Annotated in this window: 17 protein-coding genes and 1 tRNA gene; 9 read left to right on the top strand and 9 right to left on the bottom strand. The window is 70.0% G+C overall.

Going from position 1 to position 25680, the window contains the following annotated elements; genetic code table 11:
* Positions 1-5871: an RHS repeat domain-containing protein gene (locus ACFOSY_RS08205; protein WP_394306238.1), complete on the bottom strand. Its 5871-nt coding sequence runs from the start codon at positions 5869-5871 to the stop codon at positions 1-3.
* Between the two features lie 194 nt (positions 5872-6065).
* Entirely contained in the window at positions 6066-10169 is a 4104-nt protein-coding gene (locus tag ACFOSY_RS08210) for a LamG-like jellyroll fold domain-containing protein (RefSeq protein WP_394306239.1), read from the bottom strand.
* A 544-nt stretch (positions 10170-10713) separates the two neighbouring features.
* Here ACFOSY_RS08210 and ACFOSY_RS08215 point away from each other — a divergent pair.
* Positions 10714-11847 carry an LLM class flavin-dependent oxidoreductase gene (locus ACFOSY_RS08215; RefSeq protein WP_394306076.1) on the top strand — a complete coding sequence of 378 codons (1134 nt, stop codon included), beginning with the start codon at positions 10714-10716 and terminating at the stop codon, positions 11845-11847.
* Here ACFOSY_RS08215 and ACFOSY_RS08220 read toward each other — a convergent pair.
* Entirely contained in the window at positions 11823-13766 is a 1944-nt protein-coding gene (locus ACFOSY_RS08220) for a putative bifunctional diguanylate cyclase/phosphodiesterase (RefSeq protein WP_394306077.1), read from the bottom strand. The two genes, ACFOSY_RS08215 and ACFOSY_RS08220, sit on opposite strands and share 25 nt — an antisense overlap.
* 439 nt (positions 13767-14205) lie before the next feature.
* Here ACFOSY_RS08220 and ACFOSY_RS08225 point away from each other — a divergent pair, with 439 nt between their 5' ends.
* Positions 14206-15444: a M6 family metalloprotease domain-containing protein gene (locus ACFOSY_RS08225; protein ID WP_394306078.1), complete on the top strand. Its 1239-nt coding sequence runs from the start codon at positions 14206-14208 to the stop codon at positions 15442-15444.
* Between the two features lie 91 nt (positions 15445-15535).
* On the opposite strand, the gene ACFOSY_RS08230 is transcribed toward ACFOSY_RS08225, so the two are convergent.
* From ACFOSY_RS08230 to ACFOSY_RS08250, 5 genes are all read right to left on the bottom strand, one after another.
* Positions 15536-15609, bottom strand: a tRNA-Lys gene (locus tag ACFOSY_RS08230).
* Complete coding sequence (locus ACFOSY_RS08235) at positions 15600-16193, bottom strand: hypothetical protein (RefSeq protein WP_394306079.1); 594 nt, start codon at positions 16191-16193, stop codon at positions 15600-15602. Before ACFOSY_RS08235 ends, ACFOSY_RS08230 begins: the two co-directional genes overlap by 10 nt.
* 143 nt (positions 16194-16336) lie before the next feature.
* Entirely contained in the window at positions 16337-16702 is a 366-nt protein-coding gene (locus ACFOSY_RS08240; protein WP_006131596.1) for a hypothetical protein, read from the bottom strand.
* 203 nt (positions 16703-16905) lie between these two features.
* Positions 16906-17637, bottom strand: a complete 732-nt coding sequence (locus ACFOSY_RS08245) for a maleate cis-trans isomerase family protein (RefSeq protein WP_394306080.1) — start codon at positions 17635-17637, stop codon at positions 16906-16908.
* Positions 17634-18491: a maleate cis-trans isomerase family protein gene (locus ACFOSY_RS08250; RefSeq protein WP_394306081.1), complete on the bottom strand. Its 858-nt coding sequence runs from the start codon at positions 18489-18491 to the stop codon at positions 17634-17636. Before ACFOSY_RS08250 ends, ACFOSY_RS08245 begins: the two co-directional genes overlap by 4 nt.
* 192 nt (positions 18492-18683) lie before the next feature.
* Here ACFOSY_RS08250 and ACFOSY_RS08255 point away from each other — a divergent pair, with 192 nt between their 5' ends.
* Positions 18684-19631: a D-2-hydroxyacid dehydrogenase gene (locus tag ACFOSY_RS08255; protein WP_394306082.1), complete on the top strand. Its 948-nt coding sequence runs from the start codon at positions 18684-18686 to the stop codon at positions 19629-19631.
* A 21-nt stretch (positions 19632-19652) separates the two neighbouring features.
* Positions 19653-21041: an amidase gene (locus ACFOSY_RS08260; protein ID WP_394306083.1), complete on the top strand. Its 1389-nt coding sequence runs from the start codon at positions 19653-19655 to the stop codon at positions 21039-21041.
* Here ACFOSY_RS08260 and ACFOSY_RS08265 read toward each other — a convergent pair.
* Positions 21022-21516: a DUF3830 family protein gene (locus ACFOSY_RS08265; RefSeq protein ID WP_394306084.1), complete on the bottom strand. Its 495-nt coding sequence runs from the start codon at positions 21514-21516 to the stop codon at positions 21022-21024. The two genes, ACFOSY_RS08260 and ACFOSY_RS08265, sit on opposite strands and share 20 nt — an antisense overlap.
* Before the next feature lie 97 nt (positions 21517-21613).
* On the opposite strand from ACFOSY_RS08265, the gene ehuB reads away from it, so the two are divergent.
* From ehuB to ACFOSY_RS08290, 5 genes are all read left to right on the top strand, one after another.
* Complete coding sequence (gene ehuB, locus ACFOSY_RS08270) at positions 21614-22528, top strand: ectoine/hydroxyectoine ABC transporter substrate-binding protein EhuB (protein ID WP_031017361.1); 915 nt, start codon at positions 21614-21616, stop codon at positions 22526-22528.
* Positions 22525-23229, top strand: coding sequence for an ectoine/hydroxyectoine ABC transporter permease subunit EhuC (gene ehuC / locus ACFOSY_RS08275; RefSeq protein WP_394306085.1), 705 nt, complete (start codon positions 22525-22527; stop codon positions 23227-23229). Before ehuB ends, ehuC begins: the two co-directional genes overlap by 4 nt.
* On the top strand, positions 23226-23876 hold the full coding sequence (ehuD, locus tag ACFOSY_RS08280; RefSeq protein ID WP_031017356.1) for an ectoine/hydroxyectoine ABC transporter permease subunit EhuD: 651 nt from the start codon (positions 23226-23228) through the stop codon (positions 23874-23876). Before ehuC ends, ehuD begins: the two co-directional genes overlap by 4 nt.
* Positions 23866-24657 carry an ectoine/hydroxyectoine ABC transporter ATP-binding protein EhuA gene (gene ehuA / locus ACFOSY_RS08285; RefSeq protein WP_102640529.1) on the top strand — a complete coding sequence of 264 codons (792 nt, stop codon included), beginning with the start codon at positions 23866-23868 and terminating at the stop codon, positions 24655-24657. The genes ehuD and ehuA overlap by 11 nt, the downstream gene beginning before the upstream one ends.
* A 252-nt stretch (positions 24658-24909) precedes the next feature.
* The gene (locus ACFOSY_RS08290; RefSeq protein WP_394306086.1) at positions 24910-25668 is read left to right on the top strand and encodes an IclR family transcriptional regulator; all 759 of its coding nucleotides are present in this window, start codon (positions 24910-24912) and stop codon (positions 25666-25668) included.
* The last annotated feature ends 12 nt before the right edge of the window (positions 25669-25680 follow it).

Below are 25680 nucleotides of genomic sequence, written 5' to 3' on the forward strand. Positions count from 1 at the left end.
TCAATTGAAATAGTCATCTATGACCGTCATCTCTGCATACGCGTGTCTCACCCTCTGCCGGAAATCGTCATCACAGCCGTCGCTGACCGATACTCCGCACATGTTCACGGGAAGGGTAGGCGCTTGAGGTGTACCTTCACCTAGAATCCAGGCAGCGCATTCGTCAGTGCACAGGTCTTCCCAATCATCGTTATTGACTGTGACAGGCCCGCAAGGAGCGACACAAACGTCTGCTGGGTTGGCGGCTTCGTTGGGGCGTCCGTTCCCCTCGGTTCCGTCGTTGCGTTTCGGGCAACCTGTGCTGTCACCATTTCCGCCGCAGGCCAGGCCGAGTCCCGTGGGGTCGGTGAAGGTGAGCGGGTTCTGAGCCCCGTAGGTGTAGCCATTTAGGGTTTGCGGTTTGTCGAGTTCCAGGAGTGGGTCGACGCTGATGAAGCGGCCGGTTGACGGGTCGTACTCGCGGGCGCCGAGGTGGGTCAGGCCGGTGGTCTTGGTGTCGTCGGTGCCGCCGACGAAGCCCTTCGTGCCTGGCCAGTTGGTCGGTGCTGTGCCGCGGAGGCCGCCGAAGGGAAGGGTGCGGCGCTGGGTGAGCTGCTGGGTGGTTGTGCCGATGGCGAGCTGGGCTGTGCCGTGGTGGTCAGCGAGGGTGATGGAGACGCTGCCGTCGTCCTGCTGGACGGCCTGATGGCCTCCACCGAGGTCGAAGTAGCGCGTGGCTTTCGGGGTGGTGGATCCCTTGGCCAGAGTGAGCTCGGTGGCGCCCAGGTAGAGGGTGGTCTCGGTCGGTGTCCGGGCGATGAGACGGTTGCCCTCGGTGTCGTAGAGGTATTCGGTGACCTTGTCGGCGCTTCCCTCCACCGGCTCGGTGACCTTGGCGAGGTGCCCTTCGGCGTCCCAGGTGAGCCTCTGGGTGTCGCCGCCGAGTGTGCGGGTCGCGGTATTGCCGGCCGCGTCGTAGGTGTAGGTGTCCTTTGACTCCCCCGTCGGGCCGGCTGTGGTGACCGAGGTCAGGGTGTGCGGCTGGGCGTTGGGCGCGCCGGGGTAGGTGTAGGTGCGCTCGGTGTCCTTGGCCGTGTTTCCAGTGACATCGTGGATGACTTCGGTCTGGCGGTTGCCCGCCTTGTCATACGTGTACGAGTGCCAGTAGGGGGCGGGGCCGCCCAAGGAGGTGCCGCTGGGGGCGGTGGAGCAGGTCGGAACGGCCTGGGTCCAAGCTTCGGTCAGGCGGCGCAGTCCGTCGTAGGTGAAGCACTGGGTGTCGGTGCCGGAGCGTGAGACGTCCGATACGGACAGGACGTTGCCGGCTTCGTCGTAATGGTAGGTGTTGTGCTGGTCGACGCCGCTTACGTCCTGACGGTCGACGCGCGAGGTGGCCAGGCGCTGGGTCCCCCATTCATAGGTGTTCTTGGCTTCGACCGTCTTATTGCTGCCGTGCGTCAGTTTGTACGTGTGGGGCTTGCCTGTGAGGCTGTAACTGACGGTGGATCCGATGCTCTCTCTGCTGCTCGTGCCGATGAGCCGCAGAGTCTGGTCCTCGTAGGTGTAGGTGACCGAAGTAGCGGGCAGGCCGCCGGCCTTGGGGTAGCCACTGCCTTGGACCAAGCCGGCAACGTTATAGGTCGCGGTGCTCAGATAGGTGCCTTGCAGAGCGCCCTCAGCAGCGGGAATGGTGATGGAGGTGCGCTGCGGACGGTAGAGGCGGTCATAAGCGACGACCTCGCTGGTGTAGGCGTTTCCGTCGTCGTATCTGGTGGACTCGGCGAGGTGGCCCTTGGCCCCGCTGATGGTGTCGTAGACCCACGCGGCGCGGAGGGGTCCGGTCGTTGAGTTCTCGCGGAGCTCCGTCTTCCGGCCGAGGCCGTCGTAGGAGTACCACAGGGACGGCGCATCGGCGTCGGGACGGGAATCGTCGGTGTGGATGAGTTGGCCACGGTCGTCGTACTCACTGACGGTCGTACCCTTGTCCGGGTCGACGGACTTGGTTTGCCGGCCGAGCAGGTCGTAGGTGTAGGTCCATGAATTGCCGGCCGGATCCGTGATTCGGTCCAGCTCGCCGCGCGGTGTGTACCGGTAGTGGGTCGTGTCGTAGGCGGCGGTGGCGCTGCGGGCGTGGTGCTGACGCAGTTCGGTGGTCTGTCCGCGGGCGTCGGTGAGGACGGTGGTGGCGGTGCCGCCGACAGGCGGGATGGTGGTGACGCGGTCGCCGCCGTACAGAGTCTTGGTGACTCCAAGGACGGTACCGCCGTCGCCGTTGCCGGCGATCTGCCTGCTCTCCACGGCCCTGCCGAGACCGTCGTAGGTGGTGCGTTTCTGTGTCTCGACGCTCAGGGCGTCGTCCGGCAGGAACAGTCTGCCCGAGGGCTCGTCGACGATGTAGTACGTGGCCAACTCATAAGTGACGAGACCTCGTTCGTCATAGAACGTGTCGGTGAGCAGGGCCCCGCCGTCCGGGCCCGGATCCTGGGTCTGCCGTGGCCGCAGGAAGCCGTCGTAGAGGACGTAGGAAGTGCTCTGTGCGCCCCCGTTCCCGATTGTCTTGGTGCCGACGGCGACGGGCTTGTCCTCGGTGATCGTGTAGGTGAACTCGTAAGTGGGGGTCTGGTCGGTTCGGCGGTCGGCCAGCCAGACCTTGGTGGAGCGGCCCAGCGCGTCGTAGGCGAAATTGGTGACTTTGCCGTTGGTGTCGGTCTGGGCCAGGGGCAGTCCCCGCAGGACCTCGTGAGTGGTGGTCGAGGTCTGCGCCGTGGACGCGTCGCCAGGCGTGGCGGGGGGCGTGGTGGTACTGACGGTGGTGGGGAAGCCGGTGGTCGGGGTGCGTACCGTGGTGGTGGTGCGGCCGTCGTCGCGCGGGGAGCGGGTGAGGGTTCCGGCCGCTGTCACCGTCACGTTCGCGGTGAGGTCGGTGCTGGTGAGAGTGCGGCCGTATCCATCATGAGTGGCGCCGGATTCGAGGTAGACGGCGGTGGTGCCGTCGTACTTCTTCAACACCGCGGTGGCCGAAACGTCGCCCTTGACGGGTTCCGCGTCGTAGGAGCCGCCGTCGTAGGCGGAGCGCACGTCGGAGATCACGTCACCGGGGCGGCTGGGTGTGGTGCCGCATCCGGTGGAAACGGTCTCGACCCGGGACGGCAGTCCGAGGATGTTCTTAGTGAGGTTCGTTGCGTAGGTGGTGCGGGTGCAGGTGTCGTCCTCAGTAACACTGTTGTCGCCGTGGTCGTCGACCTGTACGACACGGCCGGCCACGGTGTCGTACGTGGTGGCGGAGGAGGTCGTGCGCCACTTGGCGCCCGAGCCGTCGTCGAGCGAGGTCCAGGTGCGGCTGTGCGCGGTGCCGGTGAAGTTGGCGGTCACCGTGCCCCAGGAGCGTTCCTTCTTCGCCGTCTGGTGATGCCACGGCCGGTTGACTGTCTTGCCCAGCACCTTGCCGCCAGGGCCGGAGTACGTGACGGTCTTGTAGGCGAAGCCCGCCGCCGACTCGTGATCGGTGATCGGGTCTCCTTCGCCGGCGTCTAGGGAGACGGTGACATCCTTGGTGCCGCCCGAAGCCTCCTCGCGGTCGCCGTCCATGCCGCGCAGGAAGTAGCTGTCCTGCTGAGACTTCATGGCCGGGGCGCCACCAAGGCCGCCGGTCTGAACCCGCACATGCCCATAGCCGCGCCACTGGGACCAGGTCTTGAACTTCTCCTTCGTCAGGCCGTCGTCATCGTCGTAGTGCCAGGCGGCACCACCTAGGTAGCTGTAGTTGGTGACCTGGTCGGGGGCTCCGCCCGTGCGGTCGGTGGCGGTCACCGAGGTGACCACGTACTTGTTGAACCACTGGAGTTCGGGGTCGTCGCTGGCGCTGCCGCCGATGTACTGCGGGAAGCAACGGGTGGTGTTGGTCTGCGGAGTGGGCAGGGCCCCCGCATCGCAGACCGGCGCCGAGTAACCGACGTCGATCTGGCCGCCCGCCTCGTCGGCGACGCTGTTCAAACGGTCCTTGATGAACGGGGCAAAGCCGTCACCGGTCTCGTCGAGCCGGTTTGCGCGCTGGACGTACCCGAACGTGGTTTTCGGGAGGGTGATCGCCGGTGTGGCGCTGTGCCCGGTGCGCTGCACGGAGTCCAGTAGCAGTTGGTAATCGGTATCGGCCATACCCCAGCGGTGCGTCAGCGCCCAGGAGTCGACATCCTTGTAGGTGCTGCCGTCCAGGACCTGGGTGGTGACATTGGTCAGACGCTCGGTGGTGAAGAAGGCTGGCGACAGGCGCCCCTGGTCACAGTCTTCGCCGCTGTCACAGTTCAGGTCCCAGGGGGTGTCATACCAGTAGGCCGAGTCGGCGTCGATGTCGGAGCAGGTGGTGTTCGAGTCCTTCAGGCAGCGGTCGTCGTTGGTGAAGATGACCTTGGCCAGCGGCTTCGTCTCATAGAGCGAGGACGACTTCAGGCCGTACTCGATGCGGTCGAGGGTGCCGCCACGAACGTAGGGGGTGCCGTCTTCGGCCTTCAGATTCCGGCCGTAGTAGTTGACCTCGTTGTCGTAGAAGTAGGTGACGGCGTTGCCATGGGTGTCCACGACGTAGTCGAGGTTCCAGCGCCAGCCCTGCTGGCACCAGGAATCCGCGAATGTCCCGGCGTGGCAGGGCTCACCCGTGTCGTCGCCGTAGACCGGCACGGTCCAGGTGGAGTCGGTGGTCTCCTTGCCGTCCGACCAGCCGGGAAGTCGGTGGTAGCCGAAGTAGTAGAGGGTGCCGTCCGGAGTGGTGACTCTCCAGTACTCACCGTCGTGGGTGCCGTTCTCCCGGCCGGAACCGCGGAGCCGGTCGATCTTCGTGCCGTCGTCGCGCTTCAGCTTCCACTTGTCCGTGCCGTTGGGCACCAACTCGCCGGCTTTGCCGTTCAGCGACAGGTAGGCGTTGTCATAGGCCCAGCACAGGTCACCCGGCTTGTTGACGCCGTCGTCCGCCGTCTGTCCGTCATCGGCACAGGGCTTGTAACGGCGTTCGATGAAACCGGGCCACAGGTCGAACCCGTCGCCCGCCCAGGAGGCCTGGTTGTTCGTGTTGCCAGTTCGTCCGTCGATGGAGCCGGAGGAATAGGACAACCCGACATTCGGGGTCAGGCCGCCCGGCACATCAGGCACCGGCATGTTGTAGGACCAACCGAAGTTACCCGTGTTGAGGTCGGTGTTCCAGGTCGCTGACGCTGAGAGGGAGGTGGCCTTGTAGTCCCCCTTTGCGCTCTCCGTCGCGGCCACGGCCGCCAGAACGGTGGGAGCGGTCGGCCGCAGGGACACGCTGGACGCGGTGAGGGTTTGCTTCTCGAGATCGTTGACCGTCTCGACGGGCTTGGCCACACGACAGGCCTGTTTGTCGGGGGTCGTGAGCACGCATTCGGGAAGTTCCACCAGGGTCAGCCGGGAGGCATAGCCGCCACCATACGCTCCGGCGAAGGAGGAGTAGTCCACTGTGCTGCGGATCTGTCCTGCGCGAGCCGGTGTGTCCTTGCCTTGCAGGGTGAAGAGGACACCGTCGATCCCGGCCCGCTCGGACGTCTTGCGGCTGAGGACGTGCGTCTCGACACTGCCGCGAGCCCTCCTTGTACCAGCTGCTGCCCCGACATCCAGGGTCAGTGGTGTACCCGGGACATGGACGGCCTGCCTGCCGCGTGTCTTCCCGTGGGGCTCGGGAAGTTCCGTCGACACCACAGTCGCCTTCGGCCAAGCATCCTCAGGCGCTTTAGCGGGGGTTCGGGGGCCCGTGGTCAGGGCGCGCGGTTTGGTCTTGCCCGTGCTCCCGGGGATGGGCTTCTCGAAGGCTGCGGGATCGACCGGCACGTCGTCGCCCACAGCGGCGGCGGGTTGCGTCACGGCTTGAAGGAGGGTACCGACCATAAGGGCGGCTGAGGCCAGTGCTATTCGTCGCCGCAGTATCCGAAGCGGTTTGGCGAATCTGCCGTTCATGCTGTCTTAATTCCTTCGTTTCGCTTCGGGCCGTTCTGCCCGGCGGCACAGGGAATGGGCTGTGGGTCTGTGTGGTGCACGAAGAAGGGGCGGCCGCGCCGGGTCCAATCCCGGCACCGTTCTCCTCAGAAGTCCCCGTCGGGTACCTCTGTGGGCGCGCCGGGCAGACCCTCGGCAAGGTGCTGAACTTGGGTTTCCGTCAGTGCGCCCTGGAAAGCCCACACATCGGACACGGCCCCCGGCCAGTAGTCGCCCCAGGTGTTGCTTCCGCTCTGGGCGCGACCGAGCTGCATCGGTTGCGCCGACTTGAACGAGAGCACGTCGTCCGCCCAGGACAGCCGGTCCTCGCAGGCCGTGTCGTCGGACTCGCCGTCACCGTCATCATCCGTACAGGCGACCTCTTCGAGCTGACCGTTGACGTAGAGCGAGAGGTGTTTGGCAAAGCCGTCATAGACGAGGGCCACATGTGTCCACTCAGTGGGGCTGAAGAACTGACCGTTGTCGATATGGTCGACGGTGGCGTCTGCGGAGTCCGCCGAAGCCATCGCGATCCGCCAGTGTCCGGGGCCGCCATCCGAGGCCCTTGGTTCGTATCGGACAGTGAAGGCGCTCTGGGTCGTACCAGGCACGCTGAGCAGGGCAGCGCTACGGTTGGGGAGGGCGGCTGCCTGGGCCCATGCGGAGATCGTGAAGCTTGCACTGGTATCGACCGGAACAACCGAGGTCGCGCCGTAGTCGTCGACACCGTCGAGGTCGACGCCGCCGTCGACCCATCCGGAGCCGAGAGTCGCACCGCCGTTCAGCGTCATGTCGTTGCCCGATGCGGAGGCATCTGGGGTCGTCAGCGGGGTGCCGGATGCTGTTTCGAAGGTCCACCGGCTCGTGAGGAGAGGCCGCTGCTTGAACATCTGCTGCACCTCCTCGGCGGAGACCGGCCGGTCCATCACACGTACGTCGTCAACGGTGCCGGGGAAGTGGTACTGCGTCGCTCCGCTGTATTCGCCGACGCCGATGTACATCGATCTGTCGGCGAAGAAGGGGCTGTTCTGGGTGACGGAGCCGGCCTTCGTGCCGTTCACGTACAGGGTGAGCGTGTTGTCGTCCGTGTCGTGCACGCCGACCAGGTGCGCCCATTCCCCGGCATAGGCCTGCGCGCCAACGGGTTGCGTGACGCGGGTGATGCCCGCGTCCGCCGAGTCCGCGGTGTACTGGGCGAAGGCCCACTGCTGGGCGGCGGCGGAGTAGTACAGCTCCATCCCGGGCCGCTCCTTGCCGGCCTGCAGCACCACCACGCCGCTTTCGGCCGCCAGGGAGTCCAGTTTGGCCCAGGCCGAGACGGTGAAGCTGCGGAAGGTATTGACGTGCGGGGCGCTCGTTTCGCCGACCTTCGCATAGCCGGTGGTGCCGTCGAAGTGGGCGGCCTTGCCCGCGACTCCCGGCACGCCCGTGCTGACCGTTCCGTGATAGGTCGCCGGGATCACTCCGCCGTGTCCGACGATCTCCGTCGCGCCGACTGCCTCGTCCATGGGGAACACCGCGAGCGCGGGTTGGCCCGGGTCGCCGACGGTCTGCATCGCGTGCAGCTGAGTGACCTCGCTGTCCTCCAGCTGCCGGTTGAAGATCTGCACGTCGTCGATGGCGCCGGAGAAGAAGTTGCCGGGCGTCCCGGTGTAGGAGCCGGCCCCGATCCTCAGACCTCGGCGGGCGTTCCAGGGGGTGGACCAGGACTTCTCGCCGACCAGTTGACCGTCGACGTACAGGCGCAGTCGGTCCACGGTCGCGTCGTAGGACCCGGCGACGTGCGTCCACTTGCCCACCGTGACCGGGGCGGGGGTGGCAGCCTTCGCCATGACCGATGCGGCACCGGCGGTGTCCGATGCATGCTGGTTGAACACCCAGCCGTGCACCGGGGAGTAATAGAGCTCGAAGCCGGCCATGACGTTGCCCGGCTGGGTCGCCACCACCATCGAGTGTGTGGGCTGCTGGTCGAAGTTGACCCACGCGGAGACGGCGAAGCCCTGCGTGGTGTTGACCGGAGACAGGTCGGTGTCGGCATATCCGTCCGTGCCGTTGAACCGCACCGCTGTGCCGACCGCGCCTTCGGCTTCGGCAGTCGTGCCACCGAGCAGCTTCAGGGTCCGCGGAGGTGTCGATCCCTTCGCCTGGCTCGAGCCCGCGCCTTCGTCCAGCTGCCATGTCGCCCTGTCGGGCTGCCCGGCCTTCACCCGGTACTGGTAGGTGCGGATCTCACTGCCGTTACCGGCGGAGTCGAAGGCCTGCGCCGTGAAGAAGTTCACGCCGGGTCTGGCCGGCAGCACCTTCGCGATCCGCGCGGCACCGCCCGAGGTGGTGATCTTGTTTCTTGAGGTCGGGTCCCCGTTGATGCCGTACCAGTACGTCGTCACGTCCGAGTCGACCCCGTCGACGGTGAACGACCCGTACTGGCCCACCCCGTCGTACCAGGGGTCCTCGGGGTTGGCCGGATCAGACTCCGGATACTCTCCCGAGCTCACCATCGGCGCCTGGGGCACGCTGGTGTCGTAGACGAAGTAGCATGCCGACGCGGCTCCGGCATGTGACCACGGTGAGTACTGTGCCCCGTCGAAGACCCTGGCGTACCAGCGGACGGTCTTGTTCTTCGGTATCGACGACGGCAGGGAGATCGCGAACGACGATCCGGACGCCTTGCCTGCCGCGCGGGTCGGACTCCACGAGCCTCCGTCCCACTTCGCCTGGAACTGTACGCCGACATTGTCCCCGTCAGGATCGGTGACGTTGTTCGCGCGGATCGTGCCCAGGGTGCGAACGCGGGCGAGAGGGTACGGGGTCTTGCAGGTACCGCCGTACGTCATCGTGAGCTGCGACATCTTCAGCTGGGCCGGGGGACGGTTGTACTCGACCCGGAGATAGGCGTTGTCCGAGAACCGCTTCCATCCGTAGCCGTCGCTTTCACTCGATGCCTGCAGACCGAAGGTCATCGTCGACCACTTGCCGTTCGCGGCCTGCTGGACAGCCGACTTCACATCGAACTCGGCGTCCTTGGCAGCGCACCCCTCGTACCCGTACGCGAACTCCTCGGTCTTGAGGTGGTCGATCCAGAAGCCCGAGACGTTCTGGGAGTTCCACGTGGTGGACGAGCTGATGTCCTTGGTACGCCACAGTTGCACGCCACGGTCGGAGCACGACGCCGACCAGGTGTTGCGTACGACGAATTCCGCCGACAGGATGCTGCGTCCCGCGAACTTGGATACAGGGATGCGGTAGAAGAGACGCTTGGTGTCGTGGGGCTTGCAGTAGTTCCAGTTGCAGTAGCCCAGGCCCGAGTCGGAGTCACCGTTGAACTTCCACTGTGGTGCATCCGCCCAGTACTTGGACACCATCGTCCACGCGGAGGCCTTGGGGGTGTACCACTGCGGGTCGATGAAGACCGGGTATTCGGTGTCCTCTCCCTTCAGCACATCCGCGTCCGGCGTCAGAACCAGTTCGTCCTGCCCTTCCGCCACGTCGACCCCGACAGGGGCGAGCTTGCCCGACTCCCCCGCGCCCGGCTGATCACCCGCGGTCGCTGCCGCGTCGGCGGACGCACTGCTGCCCTCCGCCTTCTCAACTGGTGCTGCCTTGCTCGATTCCGCGCCTGCCGGGCTTTCTCCCGGGCTTGAATCCCACATCATCGGCCGCGGAGCCTCGAAGACCGGCGACTCGGCTCCCTTGTCGAGTGCCTGCAGTCCCCCCTCTTCGGTCTCCTCCACCGACAGACCGCGTGTATCCAGCTCCAGACGCAACTGGGCAAGCTCCGGACTCGCGGCAGCTTCCGCCGACTTGACCACCAGCAACTGGGTGAACCCGTCCTGCTGCGCCGTCATCCGCAGATCGACATCCGGCAGCACCGACGGGTACGTGGCGACCGGACCCTCGACCTCGGGCTTCGGCAGCGACGTCGGCCAGGTCAGGCTCAACTCACGCCCGGCGCGCTTCATACGCACCAGCGGGCCCTCTCCTCCGCCGGAGAACTCCAGATCCACCGTCGACGCCTCGGGGGCGACGGTACCCTCGCTGGTGGCCGCCAGTTCGGTGTCGATCCGCTTCCAGCCGCCGTCGATACGGGTCCAGACCGGACGTAGATACTCACGCGCTTGCAACCGACCGTCCGGAGTCGCGAAGACCTCGCTCGCCTCCCCGCGCAGCGACACGACCTCCACGGGTACGCCGGTTGTCTTGGCTTCGGCCATCGCTTCAGCCTCCGTGAAGCCACCGGCGCCATGGCTGTCAGTCTTCGCCCCGATTGACGGTGATACCGGTGCGTTCGGTGCACCGGCGAACGCCTCACCGGTCAGCGCCGGAGTCGACCCGACGGCCAACGCCGTGCCCATCACGACACCAATGACCATGGTCCTGCCGCGACTTCGGTCCCACATCCCCGCCACACCCCACCCACAAAGCCCACACAGTTACCTGCAGTGCCTCACCCTGTTACCGAACGTCAGGTCAACGGGTAGTAAATGGACATTGGCGTCGCGAATTCGTGTAGCGCGCGTGATGATCGTTACGTTTGAGAATGAGTAAGTGAGCCTTGTTCACATTTTGGCTCAGTATGAGGTGCATCACAGTTCGAGTGGGAAGCGCAGCGCATCACCACGCAGATGCCAGACATACGGACCCCTCGTCGGCCGACGTGGCGTCTCTCCGCCGCGAGTGCGCAGTCGAGCACGCCTACACCCCTCGGGTTCCGGCCCGGGAATAACCGGCGCCCGCCCCCGGTTGCCCCCACCGCACATGCACCTAGTGCGAGGACGTCCGACAGGAGGCACCCACGTGACCGCAGGCGACGAGATCAGGGGCACGACGCACGGCACCGCCCCCGTTCCCCTCTCCGTTCTCGACCTGGTCACGGTGGGAGCCGGGCGGACCGCGTCCGACGCGCTGGCGACCAGCGTGGAGCTGGCGAAGCTCGCCGAGGGGCGCGGGTTCCACCGGTACTGGGTGGCCGAGCACCACTCCATGCCGGGCGTGGCCTCCTCCTCGCCGGCGGTGATCCTCGCGCACCTCGCCGCGTACACGGACCGCATCCGGCTCGGGTCGGGCGGGGTGATGCTGCCCAACCACGCGCCCCTCGTCATCGCCGAGCAGTTCGGCACGCTGGAGGCCATGGCGCCGGGGCGGATCGACCTCGGGCTCGGGCGGGCGCCCGGCACCGACGGGGCGACCGCCGCCGCCCTGCGCCGCACCGACCATCTGAACGAGGGCGCCGACGACTTCCCCCAGCAGCTCGCCGAGCTGACCCGCTTCCTGGACGACGACTTCCCCGACGGGCACCCCTACCGCCGTATCCACGCCGTGCCCGGCCCGGTGCAGGCGACCTCGCCCGGCGGGGTGCAGTCCCCGCACCGGCCGCCGGTCTGGCTGCTCGGATCCTCCGGGTTCAGCGCCCGGCTGGCCGGCATGCTCGGCCTGCCGTTCGCCTTCGCCCACCACTTCTCCGCGCAGAACACCGTCCCGGCGCTCGACCTGTACCGGGAGAGCTTCCGGCCGAGCGAGGTGCTGGACGCGCCGTACGCGCTGATCGGCGTCTCGGCGCTCGCCACCGACGACGAGAAGGAGGCGCGCCGCCAGGTGCTGGCCGCCGCGCTGAACATGGTGCGGCTGCGCACCGGACGCCCGGGGCTCGTGCCGACGCCCGAGGAGGCGGAGGCGTACGACTTCAGCCCCATGGAGCGGGAGTTCGTGGAGTCCTGGAACGCCAACGTCGTCCACGGCACGGCGGACGAGGTCCGGGCCGGCCTCGACGACCTCCAGAAGCGCACCGGCGCCGACGAGTTGATGCTCACCGCCAACGCGCACGGCGGTGACGTCCGGGTGCGGTCGTACGAACTGATCGCCGACGCCTACGGGTTGCCGACGCCCGCCTGAACCCCGGGTGTGCCGAGCAGTTCGGAGATGCGGTCGGGCGGGACGGGCCGTGAGTACAGCCAGCCCTGCCCGGTGTCGCAGCCGATGCGGCGCAGCCGGGTGGCCTGCGCGGAGGTCTCCACGCACTCCGCGGTGACGGTCAGCCCCAGCCGGTGGGCGAGTTGCACCATCGCCTCGACGATCACCTCGTCGGCGGCGCCGGGCTGCGCCGTGCGGTCCTCGATCTGGAAGCCCCGTACGAAGGAGCCGTCGAGCTTCAGCACGGACACCGGCAGCCTGCTGAGGTAGGCGAGGTTGGAGTAGCCGGTGCCGAAGTCGTCGATGGCGATGCGGACACCCATGTCGCTGAGCGCCTTGAGGGCCTGGAGCGGCCGGCCCGAGGAGCCCATCACCGCGGACTCGGTCAGCTCCAGCTGGAGCAGGCGCGGGGGCAGGCCGGTCTCCTCCAGGGTGTCGGCGACGTCCGCGACCAGGTCGGAGTCCCAGACCTGACGGACCGCCACGTTCACGCTGACGAAGATCGGCGGCTCGTCCGGGTACCGCGTCTGCCAGTCGCGTGCCTGCCGGCAGGCGGTGCGCAGCACCCAGCGGCCGAGCGGCACGATCGAACCGTCCTCCTCCGCCAGGGAGATGAACCGATTCGGCGTGAGCGTGCCGAAGCGGGGGTGGTGCCAGCGGATCAGGGCCTCCACGCCGTGCACGCGGTCGTCGTCCATGCCCACCAGCGGCTGGTACTCCAGGGCGAACTCGCCCCGGTCGATGGCCGGGCGGAGGGAGGAGGCGAGCGCCTGGCGGGTGACGCGGGAGGCGTTGCGCTCCGGGTCGAACAGCGTCCAGCGGGCCTTGCCGTCGGCCTTCGCCCAGTACAGCGTGGTGTCGGCGGCCTGCATCAGCGCGGTGGGGGTGGTCCCGGCGGCGTGCCGCTCGACCACGCCGATGGACGCGGACACCGAAAGACGGCGGCCGGACAGGTCGAACGGCTCCTGGATCGCGTCGAGCAGCGACTCGGCGAGGTCGGCGAGCTGTTCGGTGCCGGTGGAGTCCTCCACGAGCAGGGCGAACTCGTCGCCGCCGAGCCGGGCGACCAGCGGGATCCCGGCCCGGGTCCGCCCCGCGTCCTGCGCGCACCGGGTGAGCCGGTCGGCGACGGCGGCCAGCAGCTGGTCGCCGACGCGGTGGCCGAGGGTGTCGTTGACGGCCTTGAAGCCGTCCAGGTCGAGGTAGCAGAGCCCGATCCGGCCGGTGCCGCTCTCCGCGTACGACTCCGCCTCCAGGGCGGTGGTCAGGCGCTCGAAGAACAGGGTGCGGTTGGGCAGCCGGGTCACCGGGTCGTGCATGCGCAGGTGGCGCAGCCGGGCCTGGAGGGCGCGGTGGTCGCTGACGTCGGCGACGGACACGAGGACGCCGCCGTCGCCGGCGGGCAGCGGGGCGACCGTGACCCGCACCCACAGCGCGTGCCCCTCGGGGTGTTTCAGCCGCCGGGTGCAGCGCAGCCGGGCGCGGCGGCCGCGCAAAAGTTCGCGGTAGGCGTGCCAGGTGCGGGCGTCGGAGGCGAGGTCGACCAGGTCGGCGGCGACGGCGCCGGTCAGGGTGTCCTGGTCCCGGCCCAGCAGGTCGGCGAGGGCGGCGTTGGCGCCGGTGACCGTGCCCTCGCGGTCGACGACGGCCATGGCGAGCGGGGCGGCGGTGAAGACGGAGCGGTAGGACGGGGGTGACGGCGTGCGCGGGGCGGGGGACTCCGCGAGCCCGTCCGGCGCGCCGGGCTCGACGGCCTCGTCAGGCACAGGCCCGGCGGCCTCGACGGCCTCGACGGCCCCCGCGAACTCCGCACCCGACGGCGCCAGAATCTCACTCTCCGTGACGACCGCTCGGCCGAGCTCAGTCGCGGGCGTCGGCCCTTCGGACGTTCCGCTCACCACTCGCTCCCGCAGTGCATTCGCTCGCTGTCGTGCAGGAAAACTCTCTCCGCACCCGGAAAGTGTGCCGATCATAGAGGCCCGCGGAGGGCCCTTCCAGCCACTGTCCGGCCTCGGAGCCGGTTCCGCATCTCTGCCAGATCGTTTCTGCGCGGGCGAGGACGCCTTCCGCCACCGCTCCGACCAGTTGTGACGTTCCGTGAGTGCGGGCGGTGCGAACCGCGCGCGGTCCCGCCCGTTTTCCCGCTGTTCTCACCCGACCGGTGCAGCTGAACAGGGCGTAGTACGACAAATCATCCCACTCTGGGTGCGGTGTCCCGCGAACCGTCTCCCGGAGGTCCCTGTGCCGCGTCAGCTCACCCCGAGAGGACTCGGTCGTGAGGCACTGCGGCAGCGGTTCGGCCGTTCGGGTGTGCGGCCCCGGCTGCGGACCACGGCGGCGATGTGCACGACGATGTCGGCGCTCGCGGCGACGTCCCTGGTGAGCGTTCCGTCCGGTCCCGAGCCGTTCTCGGCGGAGCCCTGCGCGCTGACCCGGACCGACGCCCACCACTCCGAGGGCCTGGACACCTGGAACGCGGCCTATCCGCGTCCGACGCGACGGCTGGACGCGGTGATGGTGTTCCTGTCGTTCCCCGACTCGCACCCGCTGACCTCGCCGGACGAGCTGGCCGCCGACCACTTCCCGATGACCAGCCGCTTCTTCGCCCGGGCCTCCTACGGCAAGTTCAGCCTGCGGGCGCACCCGGTGAAGCGGTGGATCCGCATGCCGCGCCCCTCGACGGCGTACGCCATACAGCGCGACTGGACGGTGGCGCACCGGGCGGCGTATCTGCGGGACGCGCTCGCCGCGTCCGATCCGCACGTCGACTACGCGCGCTACGACGTCGTGTACTTCGTGGCGGACCCGGACGCGCCGGGGGTGGACTCGGACGCCACGAAGGTGGTCAACCTGGACCGTCCGATGCGCGCGGACGGGACCGACATCCGGCGGGTCGTCACCGTGTTCGAGAACCATCCGCCGGACCGGCTGGTGCTGGCACACGAGACGGGGCACGTCTTCGACCTGCCCGATCTGTACCACCGGCCGGTGGACGGCAAGGGCGACTGGGACACCCATGTCGGGGACTGGGACCTGATGGGCAGTCAGTTCGCGCTCGCGCCGGACCTGTTCGGCTGGCACAAGTGGAAGCTGGGCTGGCTGGAGCCGCGCCAGGTGCGGTGCGTGCAGGAGGGCGGTCCGGTGCGGCTGACGCTGGAGCCGCTGGGGGCGGGGCCCGGCGCGCCGGTGACGGGCTCGGCGGGGGCGCCGTCGTTCGGTCTGGGGCGGGGCACCAAGCTCGCGGTGGTGCGTACGGGCGCGGACTCGGCCCTGGCCTTCGAGGTGCGCGGACCGTTCGGCAACGACCGGGCGGCCTGCCGGCCGGGGGTGCTGGTCTACCGCGTGCACAGCGGCACCCGCTCGGGGCGCGGGCCCATCGAGGTGATCGACGCCCATCCGCACACCGAGGCGTGCTGGGAGGACTCGGTCTATCCGCCGCTGGCGGACGCCCCGGTCGCCCTGGGCGAGAGCTTCACGGTCCCCGGCGAGTCGGTACGCGTCGAGGTGGAGGGCCGTACGCCCTCGGGCGCCTGGACGGTGAAGATCACCACCGGCGAGCGGGCCGCACGGGCGTACTGAGCATGGGCGTACCGAGCCCGGGCGTACCGACCGGAAGCGTGACGGGCACGCGAAGAAGGCCCCCGCCTGAGGGGGGGCCTTCTTCGTGTCGTGCGCCGCCAGGGACTCGAACCCCGGACCCGCTGATTAAGAGTCAGCTGCTCTAACCAACTGAGCTAGCGGCGCCTGCTGACGTCGTAGACATTAGCATCACGATCGGCGGGAGGAAAAATCGATATCCGCACGGCCGCCCGGGCCGCCCGCACCGCCGCCCAGAGCAGCACCTCCGGGCCCGGCAGCCAGGGGCTGCGGCTGTCGGGGGCGACCAGCCAGCGGGCGGGGGACGCCGGGTCGGGACGTCCGGGTCCGGCCGGGGCGGGGACGGTCACCGCGTCGCCGGCGCCGTGGCACAGCAGCGGCGGGACGCCGTCCGTGCGGCTGCCGTGCGCGCCCCACTCCTCCCACCTCAGCAGGGCGGGCAGCCGCTGGGCCGTGCCCACGGCGCCGAACAGCAGCGTGCGGCCGCGGTACTCGGCCACGGGACCCGAACCCGGCCCCTCCGCCCACAGGCGGTCCAGCATCCGGCGTCCGAAGATCGCGGGCACGCTCACCACGTCGAAGACCACGCCGCAGAGCAGGACCACGGGGGTGTCCGGCCGCTCGCCGCGCAGGAGGCGGGCGCCGTGCGGGCCCGCGCCGGCCGAGGCGAGCCAGGCGGCTCCGTCCGGGGTGACACCGCTGACGTCGGAGACATTCGGTGTGCTGCTCATACAGATATTTCTACGCGCCGTGAGAGAACGGTTCCGCAGAGTTGCCGCATTTCCTGACGAAGGGCCCGCCGAGCGCGTACCCTGTCACCCGGCATATGCCACACGCGTTCGAGGGGGGCCAGGGCTCCGCAGGGGGCCTCGGGTCACACGGGATCGGCGTGCTCCGCGCCCTCGCCGCCGCGCAGCAGGTCGCGGCCGAACTCGACCATCCGCTTCGCGTAGTCCTCGGTCCACTCGGCGCGCTCGGCGATGTCCGCCGTCGACAGCCGGTCGAAGCGCCGGGGATCGGCGAGCTGGGCCGCCGCCATCGCCTGGAACTCCGTCGCCCGGTCCGCGGCGGCCCGGAACGCGAGCGTCAGCTCCGTGGCCCGCTCCAGCAGCGCGCGCGGATCCTCGATCGACTCCAGGTCGAAGAAGTGCTCGGGATCCGAGGCCGCCTGCGCGGGCTCGAACAGCAGGGGCGCGGGGCGTAGCCGCGGCTGGTCCGGGCGCGGCGTGTGCTCCGCCATGACTTCTCCTTCGTACGTCGCGGTGGCCCCCGGGTGCCGGAGGGCCACCGTCCATTGTCCCGCGCCCCCGCAAGAGGGCGTCCGGCCCGCCGGAAGCCGGCCGGTGCGGGCGCGCCGAACGGTGACTACCCAGCTCGCGGGGCGCACAAAGACAGCGACCGGAACGCGCTCCGGGCGCGCGGGCGGACGTACGTACGCGGGTGTCACACCTGGACGACCGGCTCCCGGGTGAAGAGCGCGCCGAGTTGGGGCGCGTTCACGCGGCGGTCGGTCAGGCGCAGGGCCTCCCAGGCGGTGACCTGGTTGGCGGTGAGGACCGGCTTGCCCAGCTCCTTCTCCAGGGCGGGGACGTGGGCGACGGTGTGCAGGGCGGTGTCCGGCAGGAGCAGCGCCTCCGCGTCGGGGGTGTCGGCGGCGCGGGCCAGCGCGAACACCTCGGGTTCGCCCCAGGTGCCCACCTCGGCGGCCGTGACGATCCCGGCGCCGCGCACCCCGGTGACCTCCGCTCCCCCGGCGCGCAGGAACCCGGCGAACAGCTCGGCGACGTCGTCGGGGTAGGTGGCGCCGACGGCGACCCGCCGGACCTCGATCTCCCGCAGGGCGTGCACGAAGCCGAAGGAGGTGGAGGAGGCGGGCATGCCCGCGGCCCGGGCGAGACCGCGCACCTGCTCGTGGGCACCCTCCCAGCCGTGCACGAAGCTGCCGCTGGTGCAGGCCCACACCACGGCCTCGGCGCCGGACAGCCGCAGCTGCTCCAGGCCGGCCGCCAGCCGCTCGGGCGAGCCCATCTCGCGCAGCGCGTCCACCCGGTGCGCGTCCTCGCCGATGTCGGTGTGCACCAGGTCCAGGCGGATGTCGCTGCTCAGCAACTGCTCGATGCGCGGATAGTCGTCCTCCGCGGAGTGGCCGGGGTAGAGGAATCCCAGTGCGGTCATGTCCAGCCTTCCTGCTGCTTCTCTCCTGGCGCGTCCGCTGGCACCGGTCCGGGCGCCGCCCGGCCGGGCGGCACGGCCGGCGCTTGGCCCGGCGTGACGGTCCCGGAGCGTGCGGACGCGTCGATCAGCGCCTGATACGGTCCCACCGCCCGGGTACCCAATCGGCGCAGCACAGCCCACATGGTCACCTGGTTGGCCGAGATGACCGGGATGCGCAGTTCCGCCTCCAGTTGGGGGATCACGTCGTACGTCGGCAGGTTGGTGCAGGAGAGGAACAGCGCGTCGGCCGCGCCGGGCCGGCCTCTCACCGCCCGCCGGGCCATGTCCACCACCTCGCGGTAGGTGACCTTCCAGATGTGCCGGGTCAGCCCCATGTACGCGCAGCCGGTGACGGTGACGCCGGCCCGCGCCACGTACGCCTCCAGCGCCCGGGTGACGGACACCGTGTACGGGGTGACCAGGGCGACCCGGCGTACGTCCAGCTCCACCAGGGCCTCCAGGAGCGCGCCCGAGGTGGTGATCGCGGGGACCGCGCCGGCCCGGCTCATCGCCTCGCACATGGCCCGCTCGCCCATGATCCCGCCGACGAAGCTGCCGGAGGTACAGGCGTAGGCGACGGCCTCGGGGGCGACGGCGCTCAGCGCGCGCACGGCGTCGCCCAGCGTCTCGTGCTCGCTGACCAGCCGCGCCAGATCGAGACCGACCTCGACCGGCACGTACGGGGTACGCGTGACGTGCAGGGAGACGCCGTCCGGGATCCAGCGCCACAGCTCCCGGTCCAGCGCGAAGTCGAAAGGGGCCACCACCCCGACCCCGCGCTGCGGGCTCGGGCCGCCGAGAAGGGAGACGTCCATGCCAGGCACCGGCCTCACGCTGGGAGACGAGCACACGAGGGAACGCGGAAAGACCCGTGCCGACGACGGTAGGTTCGGGCGGGGGCGCGGTCAATCCGCGCGGGGCGCCCGCCGGCCGGCACCCGGCCGACTCGCCGTCACCGGCCCGTGCCCCGGCCGCCGTACCGCACCGCGCCGCGAGGAGACGAGGCCATGACCACCCCCACGCTGCTCGTCCTCGACGCCGAACCGCCGCCCCGCCTCGGCCGGCTCACCGGCCGGGTCCGGGTCGAGCACGCCGACGCGTCGACCCTCGCCGAGCGGCTGCCGCACGCGGACGTGCTGCTGGTGTGGGACTTCACCTCGCACGCGGTGCGCGAGGCGTGGCCGGGCGAGGGTCCCCGGCCGCGCTGGGTGCACACGGCGAGCGCCGGGGTGGACCATCTGCTCTGCCCGGAACTCGCCGCGTCCGACACGGTGGTCACCAACGCGCGCGGTGTCTTCGACGGGCCGATCGCCGAGTACGTCGCCGGTCTCGTCCTCGCCTTCGCCAAGGACCTGCCGCGCACGCTGCGGCTCCAGCGGGAGCGGACCTGGCTCCACCGGGAGACGCGCCGGGTGGCGGGGACGCGGGCGTGCGTGGTGGGGTCCGGGCCGATCGGCCGGGCGGTGGCCGGCGCGCTGGAGGCGCTCGGCGTCCGCACCGCGCTGGTGGGCCGCGCCGCGCGGGACGGGGTGCACGGCCGGGAGGAGCTGGACCGGCTGCTGGCGCGCGCGGACTGGGTGGTGGCCGCGGCGCCGCTGACCGAGGAGACGCGGGGGATGTTCGACGCCCGCCGGTTCGGGGTGATGCAGCCGTCCGCGCACTTCGTGAACGTCGGCCGGGGCGAGCTGGTGGTGGAGGAGGCGCTGGTGCGGGCGGTGCGCGAGAGGTGGATCGCGGGGGCCGCGCTGGACGTGTTCGCGGCCGAGCCGCTGGCCGCCGGCTCCCCGCTGTGGGAGCTGGAGGGCGTGGTCGTCTCCCCGCACATGAGCGGGGACACCGTCGGCTGGCGGGACGAACTGGCCGCCCAGTTCGTGGAGTTGTTCGAGCTGTGGGCGGCGGGGCGGCCGCTGGTGAACGTGGTGGACAAGCGGCGCGGGTATGTACCGGGTCACTGACGTCGTACCCAGGGAGTGTGGATGTCCGAGCTCACCGAACTGACCGCGGCCCGGCTCCTCGACGGCTACCGCAAGGGCGAGTTCGGCCCCGTGGAGGTGACCCGCGCCGCCCTGCGCCGGGCCGAGGAGATCCAGCCCGAGGTGAACGCGTTCGTGCGGCTGCTCGCCGACGACGCCCTTCGGCGGGCGGCCGCGTCCGAGGAGCGGTGGCGGCGGGGCGAGCCGCTGGGGCCGCTGGACGGGGTGCCGGTCACGGTGAAGGACATCCTGCTGCTGCGCGGCGCCCCCACCCTGAAGGGTTCACGGACGATCGACCCGGCCGGCCGCTGGGACGAGGACGCGCCGTCGGTGGCGCGGCTGCGGGAGCGGGGTGCGGTGTTCCTGGGCAAGACGACGACGCCCGAGTTCGGCTGGAAGGGCGTGACGGACTCCCCGCTCAGCGGCATCACCCGCAACCCGCGCGATCCGTCCCGTACGGCGGGCGGGTCCAGCGGGGGCGCGGCGGCGGCCGTGGCGCTGGGCGCGGGGCCGCTGGCGCTGGGCACGGACGGCGGGGGCAGTGTCCGTATCCCGGCGGCGTTCTGCGGGATCTTCGCGCTGAAGCCGACGTACGGGAGGGTGCCGCTGTATCCGGCGAGCGCGTTCGGGACGCTGGCGCACGTCGGTCCGATGACCCGGGACGCGGCGGACGCGGCGCTGCTGATGGACGCGATCGCCGCGCCGGACTCGCGCGACTGGTCGGCGCTGCCCCCGGCGCCGGGGTCGTTCGCCAAGGCGCTGGGCGGCGGGGTGCGCGGGCTGCGGGTGGCGTTCTCGCCGTCGCTGGGCGGACAGGTGCGGGTGGACCCGGGCGTCGCGGGCGTGGTGCGGGAGGCGGTGGAGCGGCTGGCGGGGCTCGGCGCGTACGTGGAGGAGACCGACCCGGACCTGGCCGACCCGGTGGAGGCCTTCCACGCCTTGTGGTTCGCGGGCGCGGCGCGGGTGACGGGGCACCTGGGCCGGGAGCAGCGGGAGCGGCTCGATCCGGGGCTGCGGGAGATCTGCCGGGAGGGCGGACGGCTGTCGGCGCAGACCTACCTGGCCGCGACGGACGTACGGATGGATCTGGGCCGCCGGATGGGCCGCTTCCATGAGACGTACGACCTGCTGGTCACCCCGACGCTCCCCATCACGGCGTTCGAGGCGGGCGCGGAGGTGCCGCGGGGGTCGGGGCTCCGGCGCTGGACGGGGTGGACGCCGTTCACCTACCCGTTCAACATGACGCAGCAGCCCGCCGCGAGCGTGCCGGTGGGCCTGGTGGACGGGCTGCCCGTGGGGTTGCAGCTGGTGGGCGCGCGGCACCGGGACGACCTGGTGCTGCGGGCGGCGCACGCGCTGTACGAGGCGGGGTTCACGCTCTCCGGAAGCTGAGCGTCTCGCCGGCGGCGCCGGTGCGCCACAGGTCGTTGCAGGCGTCGGCCAGGGCGTCCAGGCCCTCCACCACCTGCCCCCAGACGATGCCGGGCACCCAGCCGACGTCGCCGTTGAGCAGCAGGTTGTTGCGTTCGTAGAAGAGGGCGAGGTCCACCACGGTGCCGCCGGGGCGGACCTCGCGGTCGTAGCCGTAGGACGTGGTGCCCAACTCGGCGCCGGAAAAGGTGAAATAGCACAGGTCGCCCGGAATGGGGGTGACTGTGGGGTTCTCCAGGGGTGGCTCCCGGTCCGCGAAGGGCGGGAAGAGGGCGTAGACCTCGTTGCGCGCGTACTTGGCGTGGTAGACGTCGCCGGACAGCGGGAGAGATTTCCAGACGGCTTCGCAGGTGATCGGGGCACGCTCGTCGAGCAGCCGCGCGATGCCGGTCACCTCACGCTTGACCAGGGAGATCTCGAGGAATCGGTCGGCCATGCACTCCATGGTCCCGTGCCGGTCAAGACCGCCCCACCGCCGGACGGGGCCGAAATTGGCCGGAATAACTCGCATCGCTTCGGGTAGCCGCGCCGCCATGGCTCCACCACTTCACCCACTGAGACGAATCACAGGGACCTCCGGGCCCTCGCGTCGGTCGCTGCTCGCGGGGGTCGCGGCGCTCGGCGCGCTGGGCGCGGCGGGGTGTTCCCGCGTGCCGACCGCCTCCACGACGGACGGCGGCGACCTGCTCGAGCGGCTGAGGGCGGCGGGCGTGGTCCGGCTGGGCATCGCCGGCGAGATCCCGTTCGGCTACATCGACAAGGACGGTGAGCTGACCGGCGAGGCGCCCGAGCTGGCCAAGGTCATCTTCAAGCGGCTGGGGGTGGACCGGGTGCAGCCCGTGCCCACCGAGTTCGGCTCGCTCATACCCGGGCTGAACTCCCAGCAGTTCGACGTCGTGGCCGCCGGGATGTACGTCAACCCCGAGCGCTGTGAGCAGGTCATCTTCTCCGACCCCGACTACCAGATGCTCGACTCGTTCATCGTCCGCAAGGGCAACCCGCTGGGGCTGCGCGACTACGCGGACGTCGTCGGGAAGAAGGCGAAGTTCGCCACCGGCACCGGCTACGCGGAGATCGCGTACGCCGTGGAGGCCGGCTACAAGGAGAGCGACATCCTGATCGTCCCCGATCAGGTGGCCGGCCTGAACGCCGTCGAGGCCGGACGTGTCGACGTCTTCGCCGGGACCGCCCTCACCACCCGCGAGGTGGTCAAGAAGTCGTCCAAGGCCGAGGCCACCGAGCCGTTCAAGCCCCTCGTCGGAGGCAAGCCGCACGTCGACGGCGGCGCGTTCGCGTTCCGGCCGACCGAGACGAAGCTGCGGGACGCCTTCAACGTGGAGCTGGCGAAGCTCAAGAAGAGCGGCGAGCTGCTGCGCATCCTCAAGCCCTTCGGGTTCACCGAGGACGAGATGACGGATCTGACCGCGAAGGAGCTCTGCGGCGGATGACCTCCGGACTCTGGGAACGCGTACTCGACGGCGTCTGGGTCACGATCCAGCTGCTCGTGCTCAGCGCCCTGCTCGCCACCGCGGTGTCGTTCGTGGTCGGCGTCGCCCGCACCCACCGGCTGTGGATCGTCCGCTTCCTCGCGGGCTTCTACACCGAGGTGTTCCGCGGCACCTCCGCGCTGGTGATGATCTTCTGGGTGTTCTTCGTGCTGCCGCCGGCCTTCGGCTGGCAGCTCGTGCCGCTGTGGGCGGGCACCCTGGCGCTCGGCCTGACCTACGGGGCGTACGGCTCGGAGATCGTGCGCGGCGCGCTCGCCGCGGTGGACCCGGCGCAGCGTGAGGGCGGCATCGCCCTCAGCTTCACGCCCTGGCAGCGGATGAAGCTCATCCTGCTGCCGCAGGCGGTGCCGGAGATGATCCCGCCGTTCTCCAACCTGCTGATCGAGCTGCTCAAGGGCACCGCCCTGGTGTCGGTCATGGGCATGGGCGACCTGGCGTTCAGCGCCAACCTGGTGCGCCTGGCGCTCCAGGAGAGCGCGGAGATCTACACGTACATCCTGATCATCTACTTCGTCATCGCCTTCCTGCTCACCCGCTCGATGCGCGGGCTCGAGAGGAAGCTGAAGGCGGGCGTCGGCAAGACGCCGAAGAAGAAGGCCGACGCCGCCGCGCGCGTGCCCGAGGGAAGTGGTGTCTCATGACCTGGGACTGGGGCGCGGTCGCCGACTTCATGCCGTACTTCTGGGACGGTCTGCTGGTCACCCTGCAGATCCTGGTGTTCGGCTCGCTGATCTCCTTCGCGCTGGGCCTGGTGTGGGCGCTGCTGATGCGGACGCCGACCCGCTGGGTGACCTGGCCGGTCGGCGCGGTCACCGAGTTCGTCCGCAACACCCCGCTGCTGGTGCAGCTGTTCTTCCTCTTCTACGTGCTGCCCGAGTGGGGGATCACCTTCTCGGCGCTGACCACCGGCGTCTTCGCCATCGGGCTGCACTACTCGACGTACACGATGCAGGTCTACCGCGCCGGTATCGAGGCCGTGCCGGTGGGCCAGTGGGAGGCGGCGACGGCGCTGAACCTGCCGCTGCGCCGGACGTGGACCGTGGTGATCCTGCCGCAGGCCGTGCGCCGGGTGGTGCCCGCGCTCGGCAACTACGTCATCTCGATGCTGAAGGACACCCCGCTGCTGATGGCCATCACCGTGCTGGAGATGCTCGGCCAGGCACGGCTGTTCGCCCAGCAGAACTTCCAGTTCACCGAGCCCCTGACGGTGATCGGCGTGGCCTTCATCGTCATCTCCTACCTGGCCTCCCTTGCCCTGCGAGCCCTGGAGCGACGCCTTGTCCACTGACACCCACGCCCCGTTCGACGAGAAGCCCGAGACCCCGCGCGCGACGGGTGAGCTGATCCGGCTGGAGCGGGTCACCAAGCGGTTCGGGGACCACACGGTCCTGGACAACCTGGACTTCTCGGTCGACGCCGGCAAGCACGTGACGCTGATCGGCCCGTCCGGGTCCGGCAAGACCACGATCCTGCGGCTGCTGATGACCCTGCTGAAGCCCGACGAGGGCGTCATCACCGTCGACGGGCAGCAGCTGTTCCCGGCGCCGGAGAAGCAGGTCCGCGAGGTCCGCAAGAAGATCGGCATGGTCTTCCAGCAGTTCAACCTGTTCCCGAACATGACCGTGCTGCGGAACATCACCGAGGCCCCGGTCACCGTGCTCGGCATGTCCAAGGACGCGGCCGAGGAGCGGGCGCGGGAGCTGCTGGAGATGGTCGGGCTGACCGACCATCTCGACAAGCACCCCGCCCAGCTCTCCGGCGGCCAGCAGCAGCGGGTGGCGATCGCCCGGGCGCTGGCGATGCGCCCGCAGGTGCTGCTGCTGGACGAGGTGACCTCGGCCCTGGACCCGGAGCTGGTGGCCGGCGTGCTGGACGTGCTGCGGGACATCGCCCGCTCCACCGACATCACGATGCTCTGCGTGACCCACGAGATGAACTTCGCGCGGGACATCTCGGACCAGGTGCTGATGTTCGACTCGGGCCGGGTCATCGAGGCGGGCTCGCCGGAGAAGATCTTCAACGAGCCGGAGCACGACCGGACGCGGGAATTCCTCAGCGCGGTCCTGTAGTCACGGGCGGTGCTCGGGGCATTGCCCGAGGTCCGCGATGTGGGTCATTCCGCCGGCATGTGCCAGCGGGTCGCCGTCGCAGTTCAGAGGGCCGCAATCTTGTCAACCCCCGCCTTCCACGAGGCCTTTGACGGCTATCGTGGAGGGGATTCGTTGACCGGATTGCGGCCCCAGGCCCCAGGGCACCGCCCCCGTCCGCCCGGCGGCCGGGACGGGCCCCTCGGGTCTACGAGCGAGCGCAGGGGGGAAACCGTGGCGCTGAGGCACGAGCCGACCGCGTCGTACCACTCGGTCCAGGACGCGCTGCGCGTCCTGGAGACGGTGGCGCGGCACAGCACAGGAATCAACGAGACCGAACTCGCCCGCGAGACCGGCATCGCCACGGAGCGGCTGACCACCCTCCTGCGGATGCTGCGCCGCGAGGCCTACGTCGAGCAGATCGCCGACGGCGGATACGTCACCGGGGCGGCCTTCGCCCGGCTGGGCGCGGCCGACGGACACCAGCAGGCCCTGCGGGACACCCTTCAGCACACCCTGGACCGGCTGCGCGACTCCGTGGGCGCCGCCGTCTACCTCAGCCGGTACGTCGACGGCGAGGTCCGGGTCACCCAGTACGCCGACTCCCCGGCCGCCCCGAAGGTGAACGAGTGGGTGGACTTCCGCTACTCCGCGCACGCCACGGCGGTCGGCAAGAGCCTGCTCACCCAGCTGGACCACGAGGGCCGGCGCGACCACCTGTCCCGGCACCGCCCGGCCCGTCTCACCTCGCGCACCATCACCAGCGACCGGCTGCTGCTGTCGAAGCTCGCCGCGCAGCCGCCGACGGTGCCGGTCCTGGACCTCCAGGAGTACGCGGTGGGCACGGTCTGCGCGGCCGTCCCGCTCACGGCGGGGTCCACGGCGGGATGCCTGGCGCTGTCCCTGCCGCTGGAGCACGCCCACCGCCTGCGCCGGGCCGCCGACACCCTCAACCGCAACGCAGCACCGGTGCTGCTGTCGCTGGCGATCTGAGCGACGGCCCGG

Source organism: Streptomyces lusitanus, assembly GCF_042647945.1.
GTDB classification, from domain to species: domain Bacteria; phylum Actinomycetota; class Actinomycetes; order Streptomycetales; family Streptomycetaceae; genus Streptomyces; species Streptomyces pseudogriseolus.